This window comes from Amycolatopsis sp. GM8, assembly GCF_021653975.1.
GTDB lineage: Bacteria > Actinomycetota > Actinomycetes > Mycobacteriales > Pseudonocardiaceae > Amycolatopsis_E.
Genome location: NZ_JAJKFK010000003.1, coordinates 846,990 through 873,708 on the forward strand (window position 1 = coordinate 846,990; position 26,719 = coordinate 873,708).

The window sequence follows — 26,719 nt, forward strand, 5'->3', positions numbered from 1 at the left end:
CTCGTCCTTTCTCAGCTTGACGCACGGGATGCCAGCCACGCCCGGATTTCCTCGCCCGCGTTGTCCAGCGCGGGCGGGCGGTGGCGGTACTGCGGCGGGGTGAGTGAGTAGGTGGCGGGGTTCCGGACCATCGGCACCCCTTCGACGTCCACGACGGGGTCGAGACCGAGCCGGGTCGCCAGCTCCACCCCGCCACGCACGTCGTTGATCGGCCCGCAGGGCAGGCCGGCGCCGGTGAGCAGCTCGGCCCACTCGTCGGCGCCGCGCGTGGCCAGCACGCTCGCCAGCTCGGGGCGCAGCTCCTCGCGGTGCCGGTTGCGCAGCCCGACCGTGGCGAACCGCGGGTCCGCCGCGAGATCCGGCCGGCCCAGCGCGGTGCAGAGCGTCCGGAACTGGCGGTCGTTGCCGGCGACGATGATCAGCTCCCGGTCGGCCGTCGGGAACGGGCCGTACGGGAAGAGGCTGGGATGCTCGTTCCCCATCCGCTGGGGCACCACGCCCCCGGCGACGTAGGCCGAGGACTGGTTGATCATCGACGACAACGCGCTCGTCAACAGGTCGAGCTCGACGAACTGGCCCTGGCCGGTCCGGCCACGGTGGTTCAGCGCGGCGAGCACCGCGACCGTCGCGTGCAGCCCGGTCATCACGTCGATGGCGGAGATCCCGGCCCGCAGCGGGGCGCCATCGGCCTCGCCGGTCATCGCCATCATCCCCGACACGGCCTGGATCAGCAGGTCGTAGCCCGGCAGGGCGGCACCCTCGCGACTGCCGAACCCGCTGATGGCGCAGTAGACGACGGCCGGGTTGACCGCCGCCACATCCTCGTACCCCAGGCCGTACCGCTCGATGCCGCCGGGCCTGAAGTTGTGCACGAACACGTCGGCGCGGTGCGCGAGACTCCGCGCCGCGGCGAGGTCGGCCTCGTCCGCGAGGTCGAGCGCGATGGATCTCTTGTTGCGGTTCACGGCCATGTAGTACGTCGACTCGTCGCCCCGCACCGGCGGCACGAACGTCCTCGTGTCGTCGCCGGCCCGGCTCTCGACCTTGATCACGTCGGCGCCGAGGTCGCCGAGCAGCATGGTGCAATAGGGCCCGGCGACGATGCGCGAGAAGTCCGCGACGACCAGCCCGGACAGCGGCCCGGCGACCGGTGGCAGGTCAGCCATTTTCGGTCGATTCGAAGATCAGCCCTTCCCACGACCCCTCGGCGCGCCAGGCGCTGATGAGGTGGTCGAAGGCGACGATCCCGGGCCCGTAGGCCCCGTTGCGCCGGGAGGCGGTCGCGTTGGGCTTGCCCTCGTTGTTGTAGTAGCCGGGGGTGCACGATTCGAGGAATTCGAGGTTGGCGCGCGAGGAGTCGAAGACGGTCTGGACCCAGGCCTCCTCGGCCGCCACGTCCACCTCGATGGCCCGGGCCGCCCGGCTGTCGGCCTCGTGGATGACCTGGCTGACGTGCCGGCTCTGCACGTCGAGCACATGGGCGAAGTTCGAGCTCACACCGACCTGGTTGAGCGCGACGATGAAGAAGTTCGGGAAACCGTTGGTCTGCATCCCGTAGAGCGTCGAGATCCCGGTCTTGAACTTCTCGCTCAGCTTCCGTCCGCCGCGGCCGGTCACGTCGTAGCCGAGCCGGGTCGCGAACGGCGCGGCCACCTGGAACCCGCTGGCGAAAACGAGGCAGTCGACGTCGTACTCGGTGCCGGCCACCACGATCCCGGTCGGGGTGACGCGCTCGATGCCTTGACCGTCGGTGTCGAGCAGGGTCACGTTCGGCCGGTTGAACGTCTCGAGGTACTCGTCGTTGAAACAGGGCCGCTTACAAAGCGCGCGATACCAGGGCTTCAGCCCCTCCGCCGTCGCGGGGTCGCGCACGATGGCGGCCACCCGCCCCCGGATCTCCTCCATCTTCGTGAAGTCGTCGATCTCGTCCAGGACGCCGCCGCTGAGCGTGCGGAGCCGGTAGATGGCGGTCCAGCCGTCGTTGACCAGGTCCGTCTCGGCGTCGCCACCGGCGACGAAGGTCGAGAAGTTGTCCATCCGTTCCCGTTGCCAGCCGGGCTTGAGCGTCTCGGCCCAGGCCGGGTCGGTCGGCCGGTTGTTGCGCGCGTTGACCGCCGACGGGGTGCGCTGGACGACGTAGAGGTGGCCCGCGCTCGCGCCGAGATGGGGCACCGCCTGGATCGCGGTGGCACCGGTGCCGACGATCGCGACCTTCTTGTCGGCGAGGTTCTCGAGCCCCCCGGTGCTGTCCCCGCCGGTGTAGGCGTAGTCCCACCGGGTCGTGTGGAACGTGTGGCCGCGGAAGCTCTCGATCCCGGGCACGCCGGGGAGCTTGGGCTTCTGCATCGCCCCCGCGGTCATGCAGACGTACCGCGCGGTGAACCGGTCGCCGCGGTCGGTCTCCACCGTCCAGAGGCCGTCCGCCTCGCTCCAGGTGACACCGGAGACCCGGGTCTGGAGCAGCGCCTTGTCATAAAGGCGGTAGTGGCGGGCGATCCGGTGGCAGTGCGCCAGGATCTCGGGCGCCTTCACGTACTTCTCGCTCGGTATGTAGCCCGTCTCCTCCAGCAGCGGGAGGTAGATGTAGGCCTCGGTGTCACAGGCGGCGCCCGGGTAGCGGTTCCAGTACCAGGTGCCGCCGAAATCGCCGCCCTGCTCGACGAGCCGGATGTCCGTGTAGCCCAGGTCGCGCAGGCGCGCGCCGAGGAGCATCCCGCCGAACCCGCCGCCGATGACGGCGACATCGACGTGGTCGGAGACGGGCTCGCGTTCGGTTCTCGGCGTATAGGGGTCGTCGATGAAACGCGCGAGTTCGCCCTCGAGCGCCTGGTACTGGCGTGCGCCGTCCTCACGCAGCCGCTTGTCGCGCTCGATCCGGTACTTCTCGCGGAGCACATCCGGGTCGAACCCGAGCGCCTTCGTGTCCCTCTGGCCTGTCACTGTCACCTGACGTCTCCTGGAATTGCGGTGGCGCGGGCCGCGTTGCGGCGGACCGCCGTGATGATCTGGGGCCAGGCTCCGCGCACGATGCCGTGACCCATTCCGTCGATGACTTCGAACCGGGCGTCCGGCACGGCGTCCGCGGTCGCCCGGCCGCCACTGATGCCGACCAGGCGGTCGTCGGTCCCGTGGATGACGACCGTGGGCACCCGGAGGCCGCGGAGTGCGGGTGTCCGGTCCGCGGCGGCGATGGCGGCCGCCTGCTGGCGGAGCCGGCCGGCCGGGTCGTGCGCGCGGTCGTAGGCCGCGGCCGCTTTGGTCCGCGCCGCCTCTTCGTCGAACGGGAAGCCGCTGCCGGCAAGCGCGCGTGACCGCTCCACCGCCGCCTCGACGACGCCCTCGCGGGTGGGCGGGGCTGGGCGGCGCATCAGCGCGATGGTGTCGGGGTCCGGCTGGCCGACGGCCCGGTCACCGGTGCTGGACATGATCGAGCACAGCGACAGCACCCGTTCCGGCCAGCGGATCGCGACCAGTTGCGCGATCATCCCGCCCATCGACGCGCCGAGGAGGTGGGCACGGTCCAGGCCGAGCGCGTCGAGGAGGCCCACAACGTCGGCGGCCATGTCGTCGAGGGTGTACGGCAGTGTGCTCAGGTCGCCGCCGCGAATCGCCGCGAGATCAGGGTTTCCGTCGATCCGTTGCGACAACCCGACATCACGGTTGTCGAACCGGATCACGAAGAAACCCGAGCCGATGAGCTCGTCGACGAAACCCCGGTCCCAGCCGTCCAATTGGGTGCCCTGGCCCATGATCATCAGCAGCGGCGGATCGGCCGGATCGCCGTAGGTCGCACAGCACAGGCTGATCCCGTTCGCCAGGACCGACCGGGGCACCTCGTTTCGCATGTCGTGGGGGGTCGATCCCACCCGGGCCTCCTCGTCTTCGCGCTCGGTCGGGCTGTCAGGAGAAGTTGCTGAGGTTCTGGTCCTGGTGGACCCGGTTCATCGATCATGCGAACGCCCGGCGCGCCGGGACAATGAAGCCGTTCCGTCTGATGGACCCCGGATGAGCGCCCGTCCCGGCAGGTCGGGAGTGGCGATCGTGAACGCTTGAGATATGGTATCTCAGGTATCAGATTGGTCAATGCCTGATCAACGGCAGCTGTGAGGAACACGTGACCTGGACAAAGGCGTGCGCTACGTCCGACCTCGAGGAGGGCGAGGGCTACCAGCTCGAAAGAGCTCGCCCGATCGCGCTCTTCACCGTCGACGGCGAATACTTCGCGATCGACGACACCTGCACCCACGACGAGTCGTCGCTGGCGGACGGCTACGTGGAAGGTGATGTCGTCGAGTGCGCGTGGCACTTCGCGAAGTTCTGCATCAGGACGGGAGAGGTGCTCAGCCTCCCGGCCACCTGCCCGGTGGCCACCTACGCCGTCAAGGTCGAGGGCGACGACGTCTTCGTCGACCTCCCCGACTGACCGCGGCGATCAGGAACCAGGAACCAGACGGAAGGACGGCGCTCCATGGGCGGACTCGAGGGCCGGGTCGTTCTCGTCACCGGCGGCGGCTCCGGTGTCGGGCGGGCGATCGTGGACCGCTTTCTCGACGAGGGCGCGCGGCTCGTGGTCCTCGAACGGGACCCCGGCAAAGTGGCCTCACTGGGCGAAATCGGCAACAGCGACCTGGTCGCCGTGACCGGTGACGTCACCTCGTACGCGGACAACGAGCGGGCCGTCGCCGCGGCCGTGGAGGCGTTCGGCCGGCTCGACGTGTTCATAGGCAACGTCGGCCTGTGGGACTTCAGCCGGACCCTGGTCGATCTGTCCCCGGACGAGCTCGAAGCCGGGTTCCACGACCTGTTCACGGTGAACGTGCTGGGCTACCTGCTGGGCGCGAAGGCGGCGGCCGCCGCGCTCAGGGAATCGCGCGGCGCGATCATCCTCACGCTCTCCAACGCGTCTTTCTACCCGCAGGGCGGCGGCGTCCTCTACACCGCGACGAAGCACGCCGGGCTCGGCATCGTGCGACAGCTGGCCTACGAGCTGGCGCCCGAGATCCGAGTGAACGGCGTGGCTCCGGGCGGGATGGCCACCAATTTGAGCGGCCCGAAGTCACTGGGCCTCGACGAGCGGCAGATCAAGGACATGCCGATCCAGGACTATCTCGAGAAGTACTCGGCACTCGAGCGAGCCATCGACCCGGCCGATTACGTCGGCACCTACGCCCTGCTGGCGTCGAGCCGGGACGCCCTCACCGTGACCGGCACCGTGTTCGACATCAGCGCGGTGGGCACGCCGCGTCGCGGGCAGCAGTGACGGAATCCCGGGTCCGCACCGCAGAACGCGGCGCTCGACCGGACCCCGGGGCACCGGCGACCATCGCCACCATGACAGCGAGGGGTCAGCGCACCGGGTCCGCACCGTTCGATCTGACCGGCAAGGTCGCGCTGGTCACGGGAGGCAACGGCGGGATCGGCCTCGGCATGGCCGAGGGTCTCGCTCGGGCCGGCGCCGCGGTCGCGATCTGGGGCCGGGACGCCGCGAAGCTCGACAAGGCCGCGGCACGGCTGGCCGAGTGCGGCGCCCAGGTGCACGCCGCCGTGGTCGACGTCAGCGACGCCGATGCGGTGACGTCCGCCGTCGAGGCCACGGTCGCCTCCCTCGGCCGCATCGACTCGGTGTTCGCGAACGCGGGCGTGGGCGGCCGCACCAAGTTCCTCGATCTCGACGCCGCCGAGCTGCATCGGGTGCTGGCGATCGACCTCGAAGGCGCGCTGTGGACCTTGCGCGAGGTGGCGCGGCACATGGTCGCGCGGGCGAAGGACGGCGACCCCGGTGGCTCGCTGGTGACTACTTCGAGCGTTTCCGCCGTCCGGGGAGCGCCCACGCTGCAGTCGTACGCCGCGGCGAAGGGCGCGCTCATCCCGGTCACCAAGGGGCTGGCCGTCGAGTTCGGGCGGTACGGCATCCGGGCGAACACGATCATCCCCGGCTGGATCCGCACCGAGATGACCGCGGGCAGCTTCGACCGCCCGGACGTGCAGGACGCGATCCTCAAGCGCGTGCCGGTGCGGCGCTGGGGCACGAGCGAGGACTTCGCCGGCATCGCGGTGTACCTCGCGTCCGACGCATCGGTTTACCACACCGGCGACACCCTGGTCGTCGACGGCGGCTACACGGCGTTCTGAGCGCCAGACATGGAGGAACAGATGAGCGAGCAAGGAAACGACGCCCCGGTCCTCGTCGTCGGGGCGACCGGGAAGCAGGGCGGGTCGACCGCACGTGCGCTCCTCGCCGCCGGGATCCCGGTCCGCGCTCTGGTTCGCGACCCCGGCTCCGAGCGTGCCAAGGCGCTCGTCGAGCTCGGGGCGAGCCTGGCGGTCGGTGACCTCTACGACGCGGATTCCCTCGTGCAGCCGTGCACCGGGGTGCGGGCGGTTTTCTCGGCCCTCACACCGGACATGATGAACCCGGCCGCCGACGCCGAACGGGTCCACGCGCGCAACCTGATCCCGGCGGCTGTGACGGCCGGGGTGCCCCACTTCGTCCAGACGTCGGTGTCCGGCGCCGGCGGCCACACCTCGGCGCCCGGCTGGGACGAGGGCCGCTGGCACCGCTCGTACCACGAGGCCGTGGCGCCGATCAGCGAGTACTGGGAGAGCAAGGAGGACGTCAACGACCTGGTCCGGAAGGCGGGCTTCCTGGCCTGGACCATCCTCTACCCGTCGACGTTCATGGAGATGTTCCTGCGCCCGTCGGTGTACTTCGAGGACCGCACGAGCAACCGGCTGATGGCCGCCGTCAACCCGGACAGCGTCTACGCGCTGGTCGCGGTGGAAGACATCGGCCGCGCGGCCGCGGCCGCGATCGCGGACCCCGAGCGGTTCAACGGCGTCCAGCTGGAACTGGCGGGTGACGTGCTCACCTTCGACGAGATCGCCGCCGCGCTGTCGCGCGCTTGGGACGAGGAGATCCTGCCTCCGGAGCTGCCGATGTCGCCCGAACAGGCGCTGGCCAAGGGCATGGTCGCCCCCATCGTGCAGGCGAGCGAGTGGAACCGCGACGTCCCGCCCACGGCCCGGCGCGAGCACCTGGAGAAGTTCGGCATCACCCCGCTCGACCTCGAGACCTGGGCGAGGAAGACGCGAGAATCCGGCCGGTGAGCCCGGCGGGCTTCATCGTGGTTTGACGAGCCCGATCTGGTAGGCGAACACCACCGCCTGGACCCGATCCCGCAGGTCGAGTTTGCCCAGTAGCCGGCCGACGTGGGTCTTCACGGTGGCCTCCGAAACCGACAGCACGGCGGCGATCTCGGCGTTGGACAGGCCGCCGGCGAGCTGGGTGAGCACCTCGATCTCGCGGTCGGTCAGCCGGGCCAGCCTCGGGTCCGGTTCCGCGCGGCCGCCCATATCGGGCAGCTGACCGGCCATCGCGTCCAGCAGCCGCCGGGTCACGCTGGGGGCGACGACGGCGTCCCCGGCCGCGACCGCGCGGATCGCCGAGAGCAGGTCCTCCGGCGGGACGTTCTTGAGCAGGAAACCGCTCGCCCCGGCCTTGAGCCCGGCGAAGGCGTACTCGTCGAGATCGAAGGTGGTCAGGATGAGCACCTTCGAACGCGGGTGGTCGCGCACGATCGCCCGGGTGGCGTCGATCCCGTCCATGCCGGGCATCCGGACGTCCATCAGCACCACGTCGGGATCCCGCTCCCCGGTCCGCGCCAGCGCGGCCGCGCCGTCGGCGGCCTCGCCCACCACCGTCAGATCCGGCTGGGACTCCAGCACCAGCCGGAAACCCAGTCGCAGCAAGGGTTCGTCATCGACGATGAGCACGCTGGTGGTCACGAGGGCAGCCGCCCCGACGCCAGTTCCGCGCGCACCCGCCAGCCGCCGCCGGGCCGGGGGCCGGCCACGACGTGCCCGTCGAACATGGCGGCGCGTTCGGCCATGCCGGCGAGCCCGTGCCCGTTGACGGTGGAGGCGACCGGGCGGCCGTGCCCGTTGTCGCCGATCTCGACCTCGACGACGGGATCGCGGTAGCGCAGCAGCACCCAGGCTTCGCCGGGGGTGTCGGCGTGCTTGAGCACGTTCGTGAGCGCCTCCTGCACCAGCCGGTAGACCGCGAGCTGCGCGGTGGGCGAGAGCGGGAACGAGGTGCCGGTCACGGTCAGCGAGGTCGGCAGGCCGGCCGCGCGCACCTGGCCGATCAGCTCGTCGAGCTGCTCGATCCCGGGCTGTGGCGCGCGGGATGGTTCCTGTCCCTCACCGCGGAGCACGCCGAGCAGCCGGTGCATCTCACCCAGCGCCTGGCGGCCGGTCGCCGAGACCTGGCGGGCGGCGGCCTCGGCCTGCTCGGGGTTGCCGCGGGCACCAAAGGCCGCTCCGTCGGCGAGCGCGATCATCACGGACAGATTGTGCGCCACGATGTCGTGCATCTCGCGGGCGATCCGGGCCCGTTCGGCCGCGGCCGCGAGCTGGGCCTGCTGATCGCGTTCGTGCTCGGCGCGGCGCGCCCGGTCCTCCAGCGAGGCGAGGTAGGCCCGCCGGGTACGCACGTTCCGGCCGAGCACGAACGCCGCGGTCGCCAGTCCCGACAGGAACACGAACACGTCGGCCACATCCGAGCCCGGCGCCCATTTCAGGGCCGCGAGCAGGATCCCGAGCTCCAGCAGGCCCCAGGCCGCCAGCGCGGTCTTCCGTCCACAAAGGACGGCGACGGTGTAGAGCGCGATCAGCAGCGCGGCGTCGGCGACCACGACCTGCCAGACCAGCCACTGCACCGCCGCGACGACGGCCATCCAGCCGAACACCACGAGCGGGGCGTGCCGCCGCCACACCAGTGGCACGACGAGCAGCACGCCGAACACCACCGACCACGGGAACTGCTCGGTGAACACCTCGAACCGGTCCCGGCCCACCATGGCGAGAGCGACGACCACGGCGAGCAGAGCGTCCGCAGCCAGCGGATGCCGGCGCGGCCACGCGCGCAGCCGCGACAAGCTCAGCAGGCGCGTGGCCGTCGGTTCCGTCATGCGGACATCATCCCGCGGGTCAGGCGTCCCGGCGCCGCAGCAAGACCGCGGCGACGACGACGGCGACCACGAGATATCCGGCGAACACGGCAAATCCCGTCCAGGGCGCGAGATCCGCCGGATCCGGCACCGCCGCCGTGACCGCCTGCCCCGCGGTGCTCGGCAGGTACGGGTCGATCTTGCTGGACCAGCTGTCCGGCAGCGCCGAAACCAGCGCGGGCAGCACCAGCAGCAGGCCGAACAGTGTCGCGATCGCACCGGCCGTGTGCCGCAGGATCCAGCCCAGCGCCACCCCGAGCAGGCCGACCACCGTCAGGTACAGAGCCGTGCCGATGACCGCGCGCAGCACGCCCGGCCCGGCCAGCGTCGTCTGGAGGTACTGCGAGGACAGCACCGCCTGGCCCGAGAAGAACGCGGCGAACGAGCCGACGACCGTCACCACGAAGGTGATTCCCGCGAACACGGCGAGCTTCGCCCACAACACCGGCAGCCTGCGCGGCGCGGCGGACAGGCTCGCCCGGATCATCCCGGTGCCGTACTCGCCGCTGATCACGAGCACGCCGAGCACCCCGATGATCAGCTGCGCCAGGAAGAAGCCGCTCAGGCTGCTGTCGGTCGCGTTGAAATGGGCCTTCTCCTGGGGCGTCGCGTGGGGCCAGCGGTTGACCAGCACCGTGGTGACCAGGACGGCGAAGCCGATCATCGCCACGAGGGCGGCGGCCAGCGCGATGTAGGACGAGCGCAGCGACCGGAACTTCACCCATTCCGAGGCCAGTACCCGGGACTGGGTCACCCGGGCACCCGGCATGGGCGCGGCGGCGGGAACCGTCGTGGTCATGACGCCTTCCTCTCCGTGCCGTACTCCACGGCGTCGTCGGTCAGTTCCATGAACGCCTCCTCCAGCGAAGCCCGCACCGGAGTCAGCTCCTCCAGGGGCACCTGTTCCCGCAACGCGACGAGGCCGATGTCCGCCGCGGTCATCCCGGAAACCTGTAGCACGCTGTCCTCCTCGCTGGTGACCGCCACGTCCGGCCCGGCCAGCAGCGAGCGCAGCCGCGCCGCCTGCGGGCTACGGACCCGGACCGCGCTGCTGGAAGCCGACTCGATGAACTCGGTCACCGAGGTGTCGGCGATGAGCCGGCCGCGCCCGACGACGATCAGGTGCTCGGCGGTGAGCGCCATCTCGCTCATCAGGTGCGAGGAGACGAACACGGTGCGCCCCTGGGCCGCGAGCCCGCGCAGCAGGTTCCGGATCCAGAGGATCCCTTGCGGGTCAAGGCCGTTCACCGGTTCGTCGAGCACCAGGGTCGCCGGGTCGCCGAGCATCGCGGCCGCGATGCCCAGCCGCTGTCCCATCCCCAGCGAGAAGCCGCCGACCCGCTTGCGCGCCACCGCTTCCAGGCCGACCAGGTCGATCACCTCGTCCACCCGCCGCCGCGGGATGCCGTTGCTGACCGCCAGCGCCAGCAGGTGGTGGTAGGCGGACCGTCCCGTGTGGACGGCGCGCGCCTCCAGCAGTGCCCCGACCTCGCGCAGCGGCGCGGTGTGCTCGGCGTAGCGCCGCCCGTTCACCAGCACGCTCCCGGAGGTGGGCGCGTCGAGCCCCATGATCATCCGGATGGTGGTGGACTTGCCCGCCCCGTTCGGCCCCAGGAAGCCGGTCACCACCCCGGGTTTCACCGTGAAGGTGAGGTCGTCGACGGCGAGCTTCTCGCCGTATCTCTTGGTCAGTGCCTGAGCTTCGATCATGCCTTACCCCTTTTTCCGCCTGTGGCATGGAAAAGCTAGGCCGGTGGCAGGCCGGGGACGACCCTCCCGGGGGTGAATCCACTGCCCGGAGCCGTCCACCCTCGGGCCTACCCGCTACGCCGAAAGTCGCACGTCGCCGGCCGGGGCGGGCAGCGGGGCCGGCGGGTGCCGCCGGATCTGGCGGGACTGGTAGGCGACCAGAACGGCGAGCAGGCCGAACAGGGCCGCCGAGCCCCACACCGTGCCCCACCCGAGGCCGCCCTCGTCGGCGGGCTTGGTGAGCGCGTCCCCGCCGGCGGCGCCCAGCGGGCGGGTCAGGATGAACGCGAGCCAGAACAGCAGCATTGTGTTGATGCCGGTCAGGTAATGCGCGGCGATGATGAGCACCATGATGCCCGCGATGATCAGGAACGCGGTGCGGAAGCCCAGTCCGGTGTCGTCCGACAGCCAGTCGCCACTGGCGGTGCCGAGTGTGTTCGAGACCAGAATCGCCGTCCAGTAAAGGATCTCGCCCTTGCGGCTGGCGATGTTCTCGACGTCGTAGGTCTGCCCGGTGCGCCACCACACGAGAAAGATGAGCCCGAGCAGGCTGGTGAGGATCACCGCGCCCCACCCGTAGCCGACGCCGTTCGCGGCGCTCCCGTGGCCGGGTCCGCGATCGAGCAGGTCCGACAACTCGGTGCCGACCATGCTGGTGCCGAGCACGACCGCCCAGAACAGCACCGGCCGGAACCGGCGGCTCACGATCTGGAGCGCGAGCACGATCAGGAAATAGCCGAGAAACATCAGCTCGGTGACTACGTAGCCGGTCTTGAGAGTGATCCCGACGAGGTCGCCGGCGGTTTCCCCCAATGTGACAGCGACGATCTTCAGCGCCCAGAACAAGGCGGTTACGTGCGGCAGCTTGCGCTGCACGTAACCGCCGCCGGAACGTCCGGCCTGCATCTGCCCTCCCAGCGAAACGGTGGCCGTTCACCTGGTCACTGAAGGTATTCGCGCGGAAGTTAGCGGGAGGCAAATTGAGAGACAGCAGGTAGTTAGACGGTCCCCACGTCCGGGTGATCTTGTCCGGGCGGCCTCATTTCGCCGCTTGGACGAACTTGTCGGTGTAGGTCTTGCTCAGGTCGATGTTCTTGCCCTTCACATCGGGGTTGAACGCCTGCAGGACGGCGAGGTTCGTCGGCGGGCCGTTCGGCGGCATCAGCCCGGTCGGGTTGTAGATGCCCTTCTCGTTGTCGAACGCCTTCGCGTAGGCGTCCTTGCCCGAGCCCGCGTAGTAGTCGGCCGGCATCACGTCGGCCACCTGGGCACCGTTGTGCGCCTGGATCCACTTGAGCGTGTCGACGTAGGCGTTGACCAGCTTCTGCACGATGTCCGGGTGGCTGTCCACATAGGACGTCGTCAGGTACAGCGACGTCGCCGGGTACTGGCCGCCCAGTTGCTCGGCGGTGCCCTGCGCGGTGCGCATGTCCAGCAGGATGTAGGCGGCGCCCTGGGCGAGTGCGGTGGACACGGTGGGCTCCGTGGTCATGGCGCAGTCGACGTTGCCGTGCTGCAGTGCGCCGATCAGGGTCGAACCGGACTGCACGCCGACACGGTGGATCTTCGACGGGTCGGTGCCGTTCTTCTGTGCCAGGTACTGGGTCAGGAAGTCGGTGGACGAGCCGAGGTCGGTGACGCCGAGGTTGCGGCCGGCCCAGTCGGCTGGCGAGTGAATCTGCCCCTTGACCTCGTTGCGGCACAACTCGACCTCGCCGGGTGTGGTGAGCATCGAGACCACCGATTCCATCGACTGACCGAGCCCTTGCATGGCAATGGTGTGGTCATAGAACCCGCCCACGCCGTCGACCTTGCCCGCGACCATGTTGGTGGTCGCGTCGACGCCCGCGCCCTCGTCCTGCAGCGTGACATCGAGCCCCTGCCGCTGGTAGTAGCCCAGGCGCTGGGCGAGCATGAACGGCAGGTAAATCTGCTTGTTCAGCCCGCCGACCATGATGCTGACCGGCGTGCCACCACCACCGCCGCCGGAGCCGGTGCCCGCGTTCTGGCTCGCGGTCGAGGCGCAGCCGGTCACGGTCAGCGCCGCTGCCGCGACGACCGCCAGCCATTTCTTCTTGTGCACGATGAGCTCCTTTGCTCGAAGGGATTGCGGGGTCACAGATCGGGGCCGGTGAGCTGGGCGGGGCGCCAGCGCAGCAGCCGGCGCTCGAGGCGGGTGATGAGCCATTCGGCGATGAGCGCGACGATCGCCATGATCACCATCGCGGCCCAGACGCCGTTGGCGTCGAAGGTTCCCTGGGCGTTCTTGATGAGGACGCCGAGTCCGGCGTAGCCACCGAGGAACTCGCCGACGATCGCGCCGATGAGCGCGAACCCGAAGCTCACGTGCAGGCTCGCGATGATCCAGGTGAACGCCGAGGGCAGCACGACCTGGCGGGTCACCTGCCAGCGCGACGCGCCCAGGATGCTCGCGTTGGCGATGAAGTTGCGGTCGACCTCACGCGTGCCCTGGAAGGCGTTGAAGAAGACGCCGAAGAACACCAGCACGATCACCAGCAGGATCTTCGACTCGAGACCCAGCCCGAACGCGAGTACGAACACCGAGCCGAGCACGATGCGCGGAATGGCGTTGAGCACCTTGATGAACGGTCCGAACACGTCGGCCAGGAACCGGATCCGCCCGAGCGCGATACCGCAGACGATGCCGAGCAAGGTGCCGATGACGAAGCCGATCAGCGCCTCCTGCAGCGTGATCCAGATCTGGCTGCCGAGTGAGCCGATCGCGGTGCCTTCGGTGACCCAGGACCGCAGCCGGTCGTAGATGCCCGAGGGCAGTCCATAAAGGATGATCGCCTTCTGGTCGCCCTGCACGAGCAGTTGCCAGCCACCGACCACGATCAGCAGCACCAGCACCTGGGTGATGTGCACCAGGGCGGCGCGCGTACCGGGACCGCGCCGCCGTGGCCGGCGGCCGCGGCTGGTGGACGTGGTGGGGGCGTCCTCGAGCCGGGCGGTCATGAATCCTCCTGTCCGGGGGTGGCGGTGACCTGGGAGTAGGCCCGGTCCACCTCGGCCCGCAGCGCGTCCCAGATCTGCTGGTACAGATCGACGAACCGCGCGTCGAACCGGATCTCCTGCACGACGCGTGGCCGGGGAAGGTCGATCGGGAAACGGGCCTTGACGGTGGCGGCGGGGCCGGCGGTGAGCACGACGACCGTGTCGGCGAGCGCGATCGCCTCTTCCAGGTCATGGGTCACGAAGACCACGGCCGGGCGCGTCAGGTCCCACAGCGCGAGCAGTTCGGTCGACATCTTCGCCCGCGTCTGCACGTCGAGCGCGCTGAAGGGCTCGTCCATCAGGATGATCCGGGGTTCGTTGATGAGGTTCTGCGCCAGCGCCACGCGCTTGCGCATCCCCCCGGAGAGCTGGTGCGGGTACCGGCCTTCGAAACCGCTCAGCCCGACCCGCCGGATCCAGTCACGGGCGTCGGTGAACGCCTCGCGTTTGCCGACACCGCGAAATCGTGGTCCCGCGGCCACATTGTCCAGCACTGTTTTCCACGGCAGGATCGCGTCGGTCTGGAACATGAAACCGACCTCGGGCGTGATACCGGAGACCGGGGATCCGTGCACGCGCACCGTTCCTTCCGACGGCCGTTCGAGACCGGCCACCAGCGTGAGCATGGTGGACTTGCCACATCCGGTCGGCCCCACGACAGCGCAGAACTCCCCCGGCGCGACATCGAGGTCCACCGCTCGCAGGGCCGTGTAGGGTTCCGGTCCCTCGGTGGCGAAGCGTTTCGTCACCTCGTGCAGTTCGATCGCGGCCACGCTGCCGTCCTTTCCGGTGGGTCGGGTGTGGAAATGAACGCTAGAAGCGGCTCCGTCCGGGGAAAACGTTGTGCGCGATACCCGTCATGGAGTTCGTTTGCCGTGGTTTTGCTCGAAAAGTTCAGCGGACAATCGGATGTTCCGGACTTTTCACGCCGCGATCCTTGGCATCGTTCGCCGGCCGTGGTGTCATGCCTGACAGCCCCTGTGACGAGTGGCGGAGCGGAGTGGTCATGTGGCGAACCCGGCCGCTGGCGTCCCAGATCCTGGTGGCGGTGCTGGGAATCCTGCTGGCCACCGTGTCCGCGGGCGCGCTGCTCTACGTCAAACTCACCGGGGAAACGCTCGACGCCCAGTACGGCCAGCGCGCACTGGCGATCGCGAACACCGTCGCCCAGATGCAGGAGATCCGCGAGGCCGTGCCCGGCGCCGACGCCGACCACGTTGTCCAGCGAACGGCCGAACAGGTCCGGCTCGCCAGCGGGGCGGCCTACATCGTGGTGACCGATCGCACCGGGCTGCGCCTGTCCCACACGAACGTGAACCTGATCGGGCAACGTATCGAGGAACCCGTCGCCGCCCTGGACGGGAATGCGCACCTCGGTATCGACAACGGCAGCCTCGGCCGGTCGGCCAACGCCCGCGTTCCCTTGCGTGGCACGGACGGGACGATCGTCGGCCAGGTGTCGGTGGGTCTGCTCGAAGAGCAGGTCTCCAGTGAGCTGGCCAACGACGCGCTCTGGGTGGTGCTCTACTCCGCGCTGGCGCTGACCATCGGCACGGTCGCGTCGTGGTGGCTCGCGCACCGCATCAAACGCGCCACGTTCGGGCTGGAGCTGTCGGAAATCGTGGCCCTGCTCCAGCAACGGGAGGCGATGCTGCACGGTATCCGCGAAGGTGTGCTCGGCCTCGATCCCGCCGGGCGCGTCGAAGTCATCAACGACGAAGCCCGGCGCCTGCTGGGCATCGCCGGCCCGGCACGAGGCCGGACGCTGCACGAAGTGCTGGCACCCGGGCGGCTGCGAGACCTGCTGGACGGCCGCCACGACGCGCGCGACGAGATCGTCCTCACCGACGAGTTCTTGTTGGTGGTCAACACAATGCCGGTGGTCCTGGCCGGGCGCGGCGCGGGCTCGGTGATCACCTTGAGAGACCGCACCGAACTGGAAGGGCTGATCCGCGAACTGCACGCCGTCACCGGGCTGACCGACGCGCTGCGTGCGCAGGAGCACGAGTTCAGCAACCGCCTGCACGTCCTGTCGGGATTGCTGGGACTCGGTGAGACCGGCGAAGCCGCTCGCTACCTCACGGAGATCTCCCACGCGCCCGGCCCGCAGGGTATCGACTTGCGGGCCCGGATCGCGCCGCCCGAACTCGCGGCCCTGCTGATGGCGAAGGTGACCATCGCCGCGGAGCGGGACGTGCGGCTCACCGTCAGCCCCGGCTCCCACCTCGATTTGCCGTCGGCCGACGCGAACACCCTCGTGACCGTCCTGGGCAACCTCATCGACAACGCGGTCGAAGCGGTCGCCGGGCGCGCCGAACCTCGCACCGTCGAAGTACACGTCCACGACTCGGACGGGGTCGTGACGATGAGCGTGCACGACACCGGCCCGGGAATCGTGGCGGAGGCGTTGCTCGAAATCTTCGCCGACGGTTTCTCCACCAAGTCCGCTCGCGGCGGCATGCGCCGCGGGCTGGGGCTGGCACTGGTGCACCGGCTGGTGCGCCGCGCGGGCGGCACGATCATGGTGACGCCCGGTCCCGGGGCCCGCTTCGACGTGACGATCCCGGCCGGCGAACGGCAGCTGGAGCATTCATGACGATCAGGACCCTCGTCGTGGACGACGACTACCGTGTGGCCGCGATCCACGCGGCCAGCATCGACCGCATCCCCGGATTCCGGTGCGCCGGCACCGCGCAGACCGCCCGCGACGCCCGCAAGGCGGTGGCCGAGCTACGCCCGGAGCTGGTGTTGCTGGACATCTACCTTCCCGACGAAGACGGGCTGAGTGTCCTCAAAGGACTGAGATCCCAAGACGCGCCAGGCCCGGACTGCATCGTGATCACCGCGTCGCGTGACCTGAGCACGGTCCGCACGGCGATGCGCCTCGGCGCCGTCTACTACCTCGTGAAACCGTTCGGACTCCCCCAGTTGCGCGCCCAGCTCGAGGCGTATCGCCAGTGGCGCGCACGTGCGTTCCGGCCCGGCGAAGCCGATCAGACCACGGTGGACACGCTCTACAGCATGCTGCGCGGACCGGCACCGTCCGCACCCGCCGAGGTTCTCACGCCCACGATGAAGAACGTGCTGGAGACGGTCCGCCGGTCGCCGGTGGCGCTCGCGGCCAGCGGTCTGGCGGCGCAGCTGGGTATCAGCAGGCCGACCGCCCAGCGCTATCTCAACGAACTGCACCGGCGCGGCCTGGTCGAGCTGAGCCTCGAATACGGCAACGCCGGGCGCCCCGTGCACCGTTACGCGGTACCGGCGGAGGAGGTCACCAAGACCGTCTGACGGGAATTCGGCATCAGGACATCGCGGTACAGCTCTTCGAAGCGTGCCAACGTGTTCTGGATGTCGTGCGCCGCGATCAGGTCCGAACTCACTCGTCCCATCGTGTCGCGTACCGCGCGGTCGCTCAGCACGTCGCCGAGCGCCCTGGTCAGCCCGGCCACGTCACCAGGCTGGTAGAGCCAGCCGTTGCGGCCCGGCTGGACCAGGTGCGGCAGGGCCATCGCGTCCGCGGCGACGACCGGCTTGCCCGCGGCCATGGCCTCCATGGTCGCGAGACTTTGCAGCTCCGCCGTTCCTGGCATGCAGAACACGGCACAGGACTGGTAGGCGCGGACGAGTTCGTCCTCGGTGACGAAGCCGCGGAACGTGACGCGATCCGTGACGCCCAGGCGAGTGGCGAGCTGTTCGAGCCGGTCGCGTTCGCTGCCGTCCCCGACCAACTCGACCATCGCCTCGAGGTCCGCGGGCAACGCGGCCGCGGCTTCGAGCAGCTCGTGCACGTTCTTCTCCGCGTCCAGCCTGCCGACGAACAGAATGGTCGCGCCGCCGTCCACTGTGGCCGGTGCGGGGGCGAAGTGAGTGCGGTCGATACCACACGAAATAGCGGTTGCCGGCCGATCGAGACCATTGTCTTCGAGCAGCCGGACGGCGCGCGGGGTCGGTGCGGTGACCGCGGACGCGTGTTCGAGCACCCGGGTCAGGTCCCACCAGGCCAGTCGTGTGAACAGCCGGTGGGACCAGCGCGGAAGCCCGTAGCCGACGAGGTTCTCCGGCATGAAGTGATTGGTCGAGACCACTGGGATCGCGGCCGCGGCAGCGGCGCGGACCGCGCGCCTGCCGACGACGAAGTGCGCCTGGCTGTGCACGAGGTCGGGCCGGATGTCCTTCAGCAGCGCCGGGACGGTCCGGGCGACGCGCCAGGGAGTGCAGACCCTGAACGTCGGGTGGAACGGCGTGCGGAGCGCGCCGATGCGGTGCACGACCACGCCGTCGGCCACCTCGGTCCGGTCCCGGCTCGTGGTCGACGGGCACAGCACATGGACGTCATGACCGCGCGCGGCGAGCCCGGCGGCGAGGCGGTGCGCGAAATGCGACGCACCGTTGATGTCGGGAGGATAGGTGTCCGCGGCGACGACTGTGCGCAGGGATCCGTTATGGAATTCCCGCCCGGCGGGAAAAGGGGGCTCCGGCACCACACGCGCGAGCACGAGCAAACCCACGATCGCGGCCGCCGCGGGCAAAACCGCGATCGTGAGAAATGAGCTGCCCGCCTCGCCGTAGGCCACGATCCCGATCAGAATGGCGGCCACCGGATCGACGATGGTCGTCGTCGCCACCACGACCGCGGACGATCCCCGGGCGTGCGCCTGGTGCACGAACCAGCTCCCGGCGAGCGCCGCGACCACGATCTCGGCCGCCACCACCGGCAGCAGGCCGCCCAGCTGCCCTTGGGTGAGCACGCGGACCAGTGCCGAGGTGAACCCGAACAGCAGCGCTCCGGCGCCGGCCAGCAGCACGCACCTGGTCCGCGCGCCGGCCCGGCGCGCGGCGGCCGCCAGCACCACGGCCAGGACGGGAACGCACTGTGCCACCAGCAGATCAGGCCGGGTAGCGGTCGTGGTCGCGGACGCCGAAAGCCCGACGAACCCGGCCACCCCACCCACGGTCAGCACCATCCCGGCGAGGACACCCCGGGTGAGGCGGACCTTGGCGAGCAGGACGGTGCCCACCAGCGACAGCACGCCGATGGGTTGCACCACGACCAATGGGGCCATCGTCAGCGCGAGCACGTGCAGGGCCGCGCCCGCGGCGAGGAGCAGCACACTCCAGCGCCACGATGCGACCCGCAGGATCGCCCGCACCCCGCGGAAAGTCAGCTCAGGGCCGGCGGTGACCGCGCGGACCGAGGTGTGTTGCAGATGGTTGGCGAGCGCGTAGCCGACCGCCGCGGCGACCGCGCACCCGATGGCGATGATCAGCATGGCTTCCTCTCGAGTCGGAACAGGACGATCGCCGGCCGGGACATCGCGGCGATGTAGGTGGCGAGCGCCAGCCGCTCGCACAGGCCTTGGACCGGAAGGCCGAAATAGGCTCCAGGACCGGAGAACACGACACAGACCTGGGTGGCCGCGAACACGGCGAGCGTGCCCCAGCACCATCGCGTCCACCGGCGAAGCCGCGCCGCGAGGTCCGCATGCCTAGGTCCACAGTGGACGGTCAGCGCACGCAGTGCCGAGGGCAGGCATACGAACAGCACCGCTCCGGCGACGAGATGCACCGCCCCGCCGACGGTTCGGGAACCGCCGGTCGGGTCGGTGGGCACGAACATGCACACGGTCAGGCCGAGACACCATCCGCTCGCCGGGACGAAGAAGCCTGTGCTGAGCGGGATTCCCGCGCGCAGCAGACCGATCGTCAGCAGCACCATCGCACCGGCGAGGGCGGCGGCGCTGCCGGCGAACCACCCGGCGCCACCGGAGAGCGCGTAGTCGCTGATGACCTGGCTGACCGGATCGACCCTGGTGGCGAGCTCAACGTGCAGCCACAGCGTGCCGGCGACGGCTGTGCTCAACGCGCCGAGCGCGGCCGCACCCCAGAAAGACGCCCCACCGCGCACCGCGTCGTTTTCGGGCGGTCCGGCCGTTTGGCGGGGACTGTCGACGAGGGTCACAGTGCGAGGATTTCCGGTCCAGATGAAGAAACATTAAGAACCTGAGGGTGTTCTCATCCGGGCGGCGGAAGCGGCAGCCGGACCTCGATCCGGGCGCCGCCGCTCCCAGCTCGGGCCGCGCACACCGTTCCGCGGTGTGCCTCGACGGTTTTCGCCACGATGGCCAGCCCCAGCCCGGATCCGGGCATCGCGCGCGCCGCCGCGGCCCGATAGAACCGCTGGAACACCTTTTCCCGATCCTGCTCGGCGATTCCCGGTCCCTCGTCACTGACCACGAGGTGCGCGAAATCGCCGCTCTCCTCGACGGACAGCGCGACCCGCACCACCCCGGCCGGCGGGCTCCATTTCGCGGCGTTGTCGAGCAGATTGAGTACGGCGCGCTCGAGCTCGCCCGGTTGGCCCTCGCACGTAACGGGATCGAGGTGGAGGTCGAAGGTCACCGAGGGCCAGCGGATGCGGGCGCGTGCCACCGCCGCGTGCGCGCACTCGGCGAGGTCGAGCAGCTCGAACGGCTCCGGGTTCGCCTCGTCGGCGGCCAGATCGATCAGTTCTGTGGTCAATGTGGACAGTTCGCCGACCTGGGTGCCGAGGTCGGCCAGCAGCCGTGTCTGGTCCTCGGCCGGCAGCGCCCGGCCGTGCGGGGCCTGCTGCGACGCGTGGATGAGGAGCTCGATGTTGTTGCGCAGACCGGTCATTGGTGTCCGCAGCTCGTGCCCCGCGTCTTCGACCAGCTGCCGTTGCGCCGCTTTCGCCCCGGCCAGCGCCGTGAGCATCCCGTTGAACGCCTCGGCGAGGCGGGCGACCTCGTCCTGCCCGTGCGCCGGGATCCTGGCCGTGAGGTCCTGGGTGCGGGCGATGCCCTCGATCGCCGCGGTGAGGCGTTCCACCGGGGCCAGGCCCGTCCGGGCGACCGACCGGCCGATGAGTCCGGCGAGGGCGACGCCGACGACGCTGATTCCGACGAGTAGCGCGCCCAGCCCGGTCAGGGTGTCGGCGACGCCGCCGGTCCGCCGGGCGACTTCGACCGATCCGCCGGGTCTGGCCGCGATGTAGACCCGGTAGGCGTCTTCGTCGGACCCGGCGGTCGCCTGTGCCGACGAGGTGACCGGTCCCAGCACCTGCGCGCCCGCGCTCTGGGCGACGACGGCGCCGGTCGCGTCGAGGAACCGCACCACGACAGCGGGGTCACCGTGCCATTCGGGCCGTGGGTCCGCCCCAGCGGCGATGGCGGTGACCGCGTCGGCCGGCGTGGCCGCGTGCTGAGCCGTGACCGCGTCGGCCCGCAGTCGCGCGTCCAGTTGCTGGTACAGCCGCTCGCGCATGAGCCACCAGCACGACAGGGACACGGCCACCACGACGGCGGCCACGGCCACCGAGGTGATCATGGCCAGCCGGGCGCGAAGGCTCATCCGGCGCCCCGGGCGCGCGGGCGCGCGGGTCACACCGCGCCGTCCCGCAACACGTAGCCGACACCGCGTACGGTGTGCAGCACCCGCGTTTCACCGTGCTCTTCGAGCTTTTTGCGCAGATTCTTGACGAAGACGTCGAGCCCGTTGGAGCCCGCCGGCAGGTCCGCCTCCCACACCTGGTCGCCGAGCACCGGCCGGGTCAGCACCTGCCGGGGATGGCGCAGGAACACCTCCAGGATCGCGAATTCCGTTCTGGTGAGCCGCACCGGGCGGGCGCCCCGCCGGACTTCACGCGTGACGGGGTTGAGCGTGAGGTCGCCGAACGCGAGCGCGGCGGCTTCGGTGTCGGCGGGCGCCTCCGGCGGTGCGGTCCTGCGCAGCAGCGCGCGGATCCGCGCGAGCAGTTCCTGCAACGCGAACGGCTTCGCCAGGTAGTCGTCGGCGCCCGCGTCGAGACCGGCGACCCGGTCCCCGATCCGGCCGCGCGCGGTCAGCATCAGGACAGGTATGGAGTTTCCCTCGGCGCGCAGCCGCCGGCATGCCTCCACCCCGTCCATTCCGGGCATCGCCACGTCGAGGATCGCGCCGTCCGGGCGCAGCGTCCGGACGCGCTCCAGTGCTTGCGCGCCGTCGCCGGCGAATTCGACTTCGTATCCTTCGAAGCGCAGCGTGCGCGACAGGGAGTCGCGGACACCCGGATCGTCATCGGCGATCAACAGCAACATGGTGCACCGCCTAGAATCCGACGCCGGGATTCGCGCCCGCCGTCGAGCGCAACGACACGGCGAAGAAGTCACGCTGGTCCGGTTTCAGGTACCGGGCCGCCGATCCCGACATGGCCGGCAGCAGGTGGACCGGGTCGCTGCCGGGCACATCCGGCCGGTATGCGTTGAACGTCACCATCTGCGCGTGGATGTCGAGCTCCATTCCGCGCACCATCCCGGCCCGCACCATGGCGTCGGCCAACGTGGTCAGCGTGAGCTTGTCGCCCGCCACATAGATCAGGTTGCCCGCACGGTCGACACCGAGCCCGGAGCGCCACGTGAACTGGAACTGGTTGCTCGCGCTACCCCAGTCACCGGCCGGGTTCGACCGCAACCCCGGGACCGGGGCTCCCCCGTCGACCACCAGGTGCAGGTTCTGCCGGACGGCCACCACATCGGGCGTCAGCGTCTCGTCGCGCCCCCACTGTCCAATCGAGACGGTCCCGTCCCGGTGCACCACGGCCGAGGCGACGCCGTCGCGCAGGCGGGGGCCCTCGGTCCCGTCGAGATAGGCACCGCACCCGCAGTCCTGCGTCTTGAACCCGGAGTTGAATGTCGCCACGAGCCCGAACCGCAGGGCGGCGGGCACGGCGCCCCCTTCGGGCCCCGCGGCACCCCGTGGCTCCTTCGTGCCGGCGATCAGGCTCGTCTTGACCAGACGCTGATCGAGCCAGGCGACGCCGGCGACAACGCTGGCGTGACCGGAATCCGGCCGGATGAACGTGGTGTAATCCGCGGCCGCGCCATCCGCAGCACGGGCTCCCGGGACCCAGACGCCCTCGCCCGGCAATGAGGGCGGCGCCACCGGTATGTCGGCCGGACGGGCTCCGGACGGCGCGGTCTGCCCAGCCGGCGCGGGTCGGGGCAGTGCCCCAGCGGCAGGGGCCACGGTCGACGGCTGATGCCGGGTGTACCACCAGTTCTCGACGGCGTTGACCACCGGCCCGGCCCCGATCTGCCGCATCCAGTCGATGGTTCGCACCGACAGCGACGCGTCACCGGGATACGCGAGCGCCTGGGCATAGGTCACACCCGGATATGCCAGCACGGCAATGATCCCGAGAGCGACGAACTTACCGCGTCTGCGCATGCCGTCGACGGTAGGAACGCCCAGGTTTGCGCACGGGTCGCCGAAGGTTATCCCGGAGCAAAATCCGCCTGTCCATCTACAGTGTTGTAGATTCAGGGCATGACGCGGCGATTCCGGCGGCCCCGGCGCCAGCCCGGTGAGCTGGAGACCGAGGTGCTCGCGGCGTTGTGGGGCGAAGGCAGGCCGATGACGGCGACCGAGGTCCAGGAAAGCGTCGACACGGAACTGGCCTACACCACCGTGGTCACGATCCTGACCCGGCTGCACGACAAGGGCTCCCTGACCCGTGCGAAGCAGGGGCGTTCCTTCGCGTATGCCCCGGTCGAAGACGAGGCGGGCCTGGCGGCGCGCCGGATGCGCACGCTGCTCGACACCCAGCCCAACCGCGCGCAGGTGCTCGCGCGGTTCGTGTCGAACCTGTCGGCCACGGACGAACGAACACTGAAGTCACTGCTACGCGACGCCGGCCAGGAGTGACGCCATGGACGGCGTGGTCATCCCGCTGCTCCTCCCGCTGGCCGCGTGGCCGTTGACCCGCCTGGCCGCCGGCGCCCCGCCGCGCCTGGCGGTGTGGCTGCTGACCTCCGCCGCCGTCACCTTGGCGAGCGCGAGCACGGCGGCGCTGGCCGTGCTCACCGTCGCCGGGCTGTCACTGCTGCCCCCGGTCGCGCAGTTCGGAGAGTGGTCTCCGCAGGATCTCCGGGGCATGGACATCGCGAGCGTCCCGTGGGAGATCGTGTCCGGGGCCGTGCTCGGGCTCGTCCTGGTTTCGACGGGAATCTCCGTCCAGCGCAAGCATCGCTGGCTGCGGGGCGTAATGCGGACGATCGCGAGCACGGCGGAGAGCACGGAACTGGTGGTGCTCGCCGACGCCCCGCCGGTGGCGTTCGCCGTGCCGTTCCATGGCGGCCGGATCGTGGTGTCACAAGCCATGCTCGCCGCGTTGACCCCCGGTGAGCGCTGCGCCCTGCTCACCCACGAGCGAGCACATCTGCGGCACCGGCACCACGTGTTCCTCATCCTCGTGTCACTGGCGGCCTCGCTGAACCTGCTGTTGTGGCCGCTGCGATCGGCGGTGGCTTTCCAGGTGGAACGGTGGGCCGACGAAGTCACCTGCGCCCGGGTCGGCGACCGCCGGCTGGTGGCGTCCGCCGTCGGGAAGGCCGCGCTGGCGGCCAGGACGACCGGCGCCCCGCTGGCGCTCGCGGCCACCGGTGGCTCGGTCCCGCGCCGGGTGGCGGCGTTGCTGGACACCCGGCCACGCCGCCCCGGGTGGCGATTCGCGACGGTCACCGGTGCGATGCTCGCCATCGCGATCACGGCGTGGTCAGCGCAGGCCAGCGTGGAAGCCGCGGCCGACCTGCACACCCGGATCGAGGCGGCGAGCCTGAGCCACCATCACGCTCACCGGTCGGACGGCGTGATCGGCGAGCGGCCCGACGCGCAGGCCGCGACGCGCGCACACCTCCAGTAACGGCCCGAGGGCGGCTAGCGTCGATCGCCACGACCCGACGCTCGCCGCGTGGTCGGAGTCGTGCAGGAGCACGGTGCCGCCGCCGCGCAGATCCTTCAGCACCGTGCGCAGCACGGACGGTCCCGTGGCTTGCGCGGTCCAGTCGAAGCCCCAACAGGTCCACAGCACCGGTTCGAGCTGTAACCGGTGCGCGGCCATCAGCGCGCTGGTGCTGAACACACCGTAGGGCGCGCGAATCCATTGTGGACGGTGACCGGACGCCTGCTCGATCACCTCGCAGGCCCGGGCGAGATCGTCGTGGACCCGGCGGGGTCCGTAGCGCAGGAGACAACGATGTTCCCAGCCGTGCACGCCGAGTTCGTGTCCGGCGTCGGCGATTTCCCGTGCCAGGCCGGGCGCGCGGGCGACCTGACTGCCGAGGACGAAGAAGGTCGCCCGCGTCTGCTGCGCGTCGAGCAACCGCAGGAAATGCGGAGTCGACAACGGGTTCGGCCCGTCGTCGAAGGTGAGCGCGACATGGCCGGGGTCGCCGATCCCGGCGAGCCGGGGCAGGAACTGATTACGCAGCGGCGGCAGGAACGCCGCCGCCGGGGCGGCATGCACCGCGGCGGCCGCCAGTGCGAGCGAGACCGCCGCTTTCACGCGGCCCGCGCCGGGACGGCGGCCGGACGCACCATGGCCGCGAGGAGCCGGGCGGGATCGGCGCCCGCGGGCAGGCCCGCGACACTCGCCGTGCTCAGTGCGGTGGCGAGGCCGGTGCGCGACACGGTCGGAACGAGCCCGATCTCGTCGAGCACGCGGGCGTTCGCTCGCCCGTGCCCAGGCAGGCTCCGGTAGGTCAGCACGGGCAGCCCGGTCGCGAGCGCTTCGAGCGTGGTCAGCCCTCCGGCGTTCTGCACCACGACGTCACAGGCCCGCATCAGCGCCGGCATGTCGTCGACCCAGCCGAACACCCGGGTGAAACCGGCCCGGCGCAGCCGTTCGCGGAGGGCGTCGTTGCGCCCGCAGACCACGACCGGATGCGCGGCGCCGGTCGCGGCGATGTCCTCGGTGGTGCCCTCGACCTCACCGACACCCCAGGAACCGGACACGACCAGTGCGAGCCGCTCCCCTGTGGCGAGGCCGAATCGCTCGCGGGCGCGGTCGCGTTCACCGGGTGCGGGCGGACGGAAGCCAGGCGCCACAACGGGTCGCGCCGCGATGGCCTTCGGCGCACCGCGACGGCCGGCTGCCGTCGCGGCGTGCTGGTTGGGGGCGATGTGCAGGTCGACGTGCGGGCTGACGGCCAGCCGGTGCACCGACGGGTCGGTCAGATACACCCCGACCGGCGCCGTCAGCTCCCCGGTGCGCCGCAGGGCACCCAGCACCTGGCTGGCGAGCGGGTAGGTCGACACGACCAGGGCCGGCGGCGCGGCGAGCAGTTCGCGCAGACGCGGCGTCGCGAGACCGGCCAGGCTGCCCGCGAGCCGAGCCAGCGGCGCGGACCCGAGCGCCGCCAGCAGGAAGTCCCAGCTACGCGGCGCGACTTCGAGTTCGCGGTGATAAGCGTCGCAAAGCCGCTGCCCGAGGCGACCCGGCAACAGGTCCAGATAGTCGTGACGGGAGACGGCGAAACCCCGTGCGCCCAGCCGGCGCGCCAGCTCCGCGGCGGCGCCGTCGTGGCCGGCGCCGATCCGGGCGGAGATGAGCACGACCCGATCTTCTACAGTCATGTAGTATTTCTACATCACTGTAGAAGCTGCGTGTTCCGGGGTCGGCTAGTCATGACCGAAGCCGTGGTGCTCGAGTCCGCCGCTGACGATGCCGTGCAGGGCCAACGCGGCCAACGCGGCGAGAACCAGCAGTGCGGCCAGGAGGACCAACGCGGTCGCCACCTTGCGACGACGGGCGGCGGTGCCACGGCGACCGGCCAGCACCGCCGCGTCATCACGGAGCTGCCGCCACGCCATGGCGGCGACAGGGGTCCAGCCCGTGCTCGGCACGCCCGCCGGGGGCAAATCGGCGACCAGCGCGTCGAGTTCGTGGCGGTAGCGCGAGGAATAGACCTGTTCGAGGCGTTCTTCGACCTCGGACAGCGACAGGCGCCCCTCCCCCGCGGCATCCCGCAGCGCGGCGCTCGTCCGCTCCCGTTCGGCGTCCGAGCACCGCACGGCGCCCGGATCGGTGGTGATGCCCGTTTCCTGTGCTGACATGGCGGGGCCTCGCCTCCTCTCGATTCCGAGCGTAGGAACCGGAGATCCCCGAC

At 70.4% G+C, this 26,719-nt stretch carries 26 protein-coding genes and 1 pseudogene; 8 read left to right on the forward strand and 19 right to left on the reverse strand.

Features of this window, described 5'->3' with window-relative positions:
• Nucleotides 1–11: 11 nt before the first annotated feature.
• From LOZ83_RS17380 to LOZ83_RS17390, 3 genes are read right to left on the reverse strand one after another with little or no spacing between them, the layout of a single operon-like run.
• On the reverse strand, nt 12–1,166 hold the full coding sequence (locus tag LOZ83_RS17380; protein WP_236791814.1) for a CaiB/BaiF CoA-transferase family protein: 1,155 nt from the start codon (nt 1,164–1,166) through the stop codon (nt 12–14).
• Entirely contained in the window at nt 1,159–2,940 is a 1,782-nt protein-coding gene (locus tag LOZ83_RS17385) for an NAD(P)/FAD-dependent oxidoreductase (protein WP_236791815.1), read from the reverse strand. The genes LOZ83_RS17380 and LOZ83_RS17385 overlap by 8 nt, the downstream gene beginning before the upstream one ends.
• 2 nt (nt 2,941–2,942) lie before the next feature.
• Nucleotides 2,943–3,866 carry an alpha/beta fold hydrolase gene (locus tag LOZ83_RS17390; protein ID WP_236791816.1) on the reverse strand — a complete coding sequence of 308 codons (924 nt, stop codon included), beginning with the start codon at nt 3,864–3,866 and terminating at the stop codon, nt 2,943–2,945.
• 248 nt (nt 3,867–4,114) lie between these two features.
• Between LOZ83_RS17390 and LOZ83_RS17395 the strand changes: the two genes are divergently transcribed.
• From LOZ83_RS17395 to LOZ83_RS17410, 4 genes are all read left to right on the forward strand, one after another.
• Entirely contained in the window at nt 4,115–4,423 is a 309-nt protein-coding gene (locus LOZ83_RS17395) for a bifunctional 3-phenylpropionate/cinnamic acid dioxygenase ferredoxin subunit (protein WP_236791817.1), read from the forward strand.
• A 45-nt stretch (nt 4,424–4,468) separates the two neighbouring features.
• The gene (hcaB, locus tag LOZ83_RS17400; RefSeq protein WP_236791818.1) at nt 4,469–5,260 is read left to right on the forward strand and encodes a 3-(cis-5,6-dihydroxycyclohexa-1,3-dien-1-yl)propanoate dehydrogenase; all 792 of its coding nucleotides are present in this window, start codon (nt 4,469–4,471) and stop codon (nt 5,258–5,260) included.
• Between the two features lie 71 nt (nt 5,261–5,331).
• Entirely contained in the window at nt 5,332–6,132 is an 801-nt protein-coding gene (locus tag LOZ83_RS17405) for an SDR family NAD(P)-dependent oxidoreductase (protein ID WP_236791819.1), read from the forward strand.
• Nucleotides 6,133–6,153: 21 nt separating this feature from the next.
• Complete coding sequence (locus LOZ83_RS17410) at nt 6,154–7,107, forward strand: NmrA family NAD(P)-binding protein (protein WP_236791820.1); 954 nt, start codon at nt 6,154–6,156, stop codon at nt 7,105–7,107.
• A 12-nt stretch (nt 7,108–7,119) separates the two neighbouring features.
• Here the strand turns inward: LOZ83_RS17410 and LOZ83_RS17415 are convergent, their stop codons facing one another.
• From LOZ83_RS17415 to LOZ83_RS17450, 8 genes are all read right to left on the reverse strand, one after another.
• Entirely contained in the window at nt 7,120–7,785 is a 666-nt protein-coding gene (locus tag LOZ83_RS17415) for a response regulator transcription factor (RefSeq protein ID WP_236791821.1), read from the reverse strand.
• Entirely contained in the window at nt 7,782–8,972 is a 1,191-nt protein-coding gene (locus tag LOZ83_RS17420; RefSeq protein ID WP_236791822.1) for a sensor histidine kinase, read from the reverse strand. The genes LOZ83_RS17415 and LOZ83_RS17420 overlap by 4 nt, the downstream gene beginning before the upstream one ends.
• A 19-nt stretch (nt 8,973–8,991) precedes the next feature.
• Nucleotides 8,992–9,810 carry an ABC transporter permease subunit gene (locus tag LOZ83_RS17425; protein ID WP_236791823.1) on the reverse strand — a complete coding sequence of 273 codons (819 nt, stop codon included), beginning with the start codon at nt 9,808–9,810 and terminating at the stop codon, nt 8,992–8,994.
• A complete protein-coding gene (locus LOZ83_RS17430; RefSeq protein WP_236791824.1) occupies nt 9,807–10,721 on the reverse strand; it encodes an ABC transporter ATP-binding protein in 915 nt (304 codons plus the stop codon). The genes LOZ83_RS17425 and LOZ83_RS17430 overlap by 4 nt, the downstream gene beginning before the upstream one ends.
• 114 nt (nt 10,722–10,835) lie before the next feature.
• Nucleotides 10,836–11,666 carry a hypothetical protein gene (locus LOZ83_RS17435; protein WP_236791825.1) on the reverse strand — a complete coding sequence of 277 codons (831 nt, stop codon included), beginning with the start codon at nt 11,664–11,666 and terminating at the stop codon, nt 10,836–10,838.
• A gap of 133 nt (nt 11,667–11,799) precedes the next feature.
• On the reverse strand, nt 11,800–12,843 hold the full coding sequence (locus tag LOZ83_RS17440; protein ID WP_236791826.1) for an ABC transporter substrate-binding protein: 1,044 nt from the start codon (nt 12,841–12,843) through the stop codon (nt 11,800–11,802).
• Between the two features lie 32 nt (nt 12,844–12,875).
• Nucleotides 12,876–13,739 carry an ABC transporter permease gene (locus tag LOZ83_RS17445; protein WP_236791827.1) on the reverse strand — a complete coding sequence of 288 codons (864 nt, stop codon included), beginning with the start codon at nt 13,737–13,739 and terminating at the stop codon, nt 12,876–12,878.
• Nucleotides 13,736–14,551 carry an ABC transporter ATP-binding protein gene (locus LOZ83_RS17450; RefSeq protein ID WP_236791828.1) on the reverse strand — a complete coding sequence of 272 codons (816 nt, stop codon included), beginning with the start codon at nt 14,549–14,551 and terminating at the stop codon, nt 13,736–13,738. Before LOZ83_RS17450 ends, LOZ83_RS17445 begins: the two co-directional genes overlap by 4 nt.
• Nucleotides 14,552–14,784: 233 nt before the next feature.
• Between LOZ83_RS17450 and LOZ83_RS17455 the strand changes: the two genes are divergently transcribed.
• Together LOZ83_RS17455 and LOZ83_RS17460 are read left to right on the forward strand one after the other, a co-directional pair.
• A complete protein-coding gene (locus LOZ83_RS17455) occupies nt 14,785–16,374 on the forward strand; it encodes a sensor histidine kinase (RefSeq protein ID WP_236791829.1) in 1,590 nt (529 codons plus the stop codon).
• Nucleotides 16,371–17,066, forward strand: a complete 696-nt coding sequence (locus LOZ83_RS17460) for a response regulator (RefSeq protein ID WP_236791830.1) — start codon at nt 16,371–16,373, stop codon at nt 17,064–17,066. Before LOZ83_RS17455 ends, LOZ83_RS17460 begins: the two co-directional genes overlap by 4 nt.
• Here the strand turns inward: LOZ83_RS17460 and LOZ83_RS17465 are convergent.
• Genes LOZ83_RS17465 through LOZ83_RS17485 form a run of 5 tightly spaced genes read right to left on the reverse strand, consistent with a single transcriptional unit; the run spans nt 17,027 to nt 23,000 of the window.
• Nucleotides 17,027–19,048 (reverse strand): glycosyltransferase, encoded by a 2,022-nt coding sequence (locus tag LOZ83_RS17465; protein WP_236791831.1) that lies wholly within the window; start codon nt 19,046–19,048, stop codon nt 17,027–17,029. The genes LOZ83_RS17460 and LOZ83_RS17465 overlap by 40 nt on opposite strands.
• Entirely contained in the window at nt 19,042–19,737 is a 696-nt protein-coding gene (locus LOZ83_RS17470; RefSeq protein WP_236791832.1) for a DUF998 domain-containing protein, read from the reverse strand. Before LOZ83_RS17470 ends, LOZ83_RS17465 begins: the two co-directional genes overlap by 7 nt.
• Before the next feature lie 53 nt (nt 19,738–19,790).
• The gene (locus LOZ83_RS17475) at nt 19,791–21,146 is read right to left on the reverse strand and encodes a HAMP domain-containing sensor histidine kinase (RefSeq protein WP_236791833.1); all 1,356 of its coding nucleotides are present in this window, start codon (nt 21,144–21,146) and stop codon (nt 19,791–19,793) included.
• Between the two features lie 29 nt (nt 21,147–21,175).
• Nucleotides 21,176–21,871, reverse strand: coding sequence for a response regulator transcription factor (locus LOZ83_RS17480; RefSeq protein WP_236791834.1), 696 nt, complete (start codon nt 21,869–21,871; stop codon nt 21,176–21,178).
• 10 nt (nt 21,872–21,881) lie between these two features.
• Nucleotides 21,882–23,000 (reverse strand): hypothetical protein, encoded by a 1,119-nt coding sequence (locus LOZ83_RS17485; protein WP_236791835.1) that lies wholly within the window; start codon nt 22,998–23,000, stop codon nt 21,882–21,884.
• A 99-nt stretch (nt 23,001–23,099) separates the two neighbouring features.
• Here LOZ83_RS17485 and LOZ83_RS17490 point away from each other — a divergent pair, with 99 nt between their 5' ends.
• Nucleotides 23,100–23,477 carry a BlaI/MecI/CopY family transcriptional regulator gene (locus LOZ83_RS17490; protein ID WP_236791836.1) on the forward strand — a complete coding sequence of 126 codons (378 nt, stop codon included), beginning with the start codon at nt 23,100–23,102 and terminating at the stop codon, nt 23,475–23,477.
• Between the two features lie 4 nt (nt 23,478–23,481).
• Nucleotides 23,482–24,474 carry a M56 family metallopeptidase gene (locus LOZ83_RS17495; RefSeq protein WP_236791837.1) on the forward strand — a complete coding sequence of 331 codons (993 nt, stop codon included), beginning with the start codon at nt 23,482–23,484 and terminating at the stop codon, nt 24,472–24,474.
• A 180-nt stretch (nt 24,475–24,654) separates the two neighbouring features.
• Here LOZ83_RS17495 and LOZ83_RS17500 read toward each other — a convergent pair.
• From LOZ83_RS17500 to LOZ83_RS17510, 3 genes and pseudogenes are all read right to left on the reverse strand, one after another.
• Nucleotides 24,655–25,116: pseudogene (locus LOZ83_RS17500) on the reverse strand (polysaccharide deacetylase family protein); the annotation flags it as partial.
• Nucleotides 25,113–26,186, reverse strand: coding sequence for a glycosyltransferase (locus tag LOZ83_RS17505; protein ID WP_236791838.1), 1,074 nt, complete (start codon nt 26,184–26,186; stop codon nt 25,113–25,115). The pseudogene LOZ83_RS17500 and the gene LOZ83_RS17505, both read right to left, overlap by 4 nt.
• A gap of 45 nt (nt 26,187–26,231) precedes the next feature.
• Nucleotides 26,232–26,666 (reverse strand): DUF1707 domain-containing protein, encoded by a 435-nt coding sequence (locus LOZ83_RS17510; RefSeq protein WP_236791839.1) that lies wholly within the window; start codon nt 26,664–26,666, stop codon nt 26,232–26,234.
• Between the last annotated feature and the right edge of the window lie 53 nt (nt 26,667–26,719).

Coding starts and splice junctions, on each gene's coding strand:
- LOZ83_RS17380 (WP_236791814.1), bottom strand. CDS start 1,166: ATGGCTGACCTGCCACCGGTCGCCGGGCCGCTGTCCGGGCTGGTCGTC.
- hcaB (WP_236791818.1), top strand. CDS start 4,469: ATGGGCGGACTCGAGGGCCGGGTCGTTCTCGTCACCGGCGGCGGCTCC.
- LOZ83_RS17405 (WP_236791819.1), top strand. CDS start 5,332: ATGACAGCGAGGGGTCAGCGCACCGGGTCCGCACCGTTCGATCTGACC.
- LOZ83_RS17410 (WP_236791820.1), top strand. CDS start 6,154: ATGAGCGAGCAAGGAAACGACGCCCCGGTCCTCGTCGTCGGGGCGACC.
- LOZ83_RS17420 (WP_236791822.1), bottom strand. CDS start 8,972: ATGACGGAACCGACGGCCACGCGCCTGCTGAGCTTGTCGCGGCTGCGC.
- LOZ83_RS17425 (WP_236791823.1), bottom strand. CDS start 9,810: ATGACCACGACGGTTCCCGCCGCCGCGCCCATGCCGGGTGCCCGGGTG.
- LOZ83_RS17430 (WP_236791824.1), bottom strand. CDS start 10,721: ATGATCGAAGCTCAGGCACTGACCAAGAGATACGGCGAGAAGCTCGCC.
- LOZ83_RS17435 (WP_236791825.1), bottom strand. CDS start 11,666: ATGCAGGCCGGACGTTCCGGCGGCGGTTACGTGCAGCGCAAGCTGCCG.
- LOZ83_RS17445 (WP_236791827.1), bottom strand. CDS start 13,739: ATGACCGCCCGGCTCGAGGACGCCCCCACCACGTCCACCAGCCGCGGC.
- LOZ83_RS17455 (WP_236791829.1), top strand. CDS start 14,785: ATGTGGCGAACCCGGCCGCTGGCGTCCCAGATCCTGGTGGCGGTGCTG.
- LOZ83_RS17460 (WP_236791830.1), top strand. CDS start 16,371: ATGACGATCAGGACCCTCGTCGTGGACGACGACTACCGTGTGGCCGCG.
- LOZ83_RS17465 (WP_236791831.1), bottom strand. CDS start 19,048: ATGCTGATCATCGCCATCGGGTGCGCGGTCGCCGCGGCGGTCGGCTAC.
- LOZ83_RS17475 (WP_236791833.1), bottom strand. CDS start 21,146: ATGAGCCTTCGCGCCCGGCTGGCCATGATCACCTCGGTGGCCGTGGCC.
- LOZ83_RS17480 (WP_236791834.1), bottom strand. CDS start 21,871: ATGTTGCTGTTGATCGCCGATGACGATCCGGGTGTCCGCGACTCCCTG.
- LOZ83_RS17485 (WP_236791835.1), bottom strand. CDS start 23,000: ATGCGCAGACGCGGTAAGTTCGTCGCTCTCGGGATCATTGCCGTGCTG.
- LOZ83_RS17490 (WP_236791836.1), top strand. CDS start 23,100: ATGACGCGGCGATTCCGGCGGCCCCGGCGCCAGCCCGGTGAGCTGGAG.
- LOZ83_RS17495 (WP_236791837.1), top strand. CDS start 23,482: ATGGACGGCGTGGTCATCCCGCTGCTCCTCCCGCTGGCCGCGTGGCCG.
- LOZ83_RS17505 (WP_236791838.1), bottom strand. CDS start 26,186: ATGACTGTAGAAGATCGGGTCGTGCTCATCTCCGCCCGGATCGGCGCC.
- LOZ83_RS17510 (WP_236791839.1), bottom strand. CDS start 26,666: ATGTCAGCACAGGAAACGGGCATCACCACCGATCCGGGCGCCGTGCGG.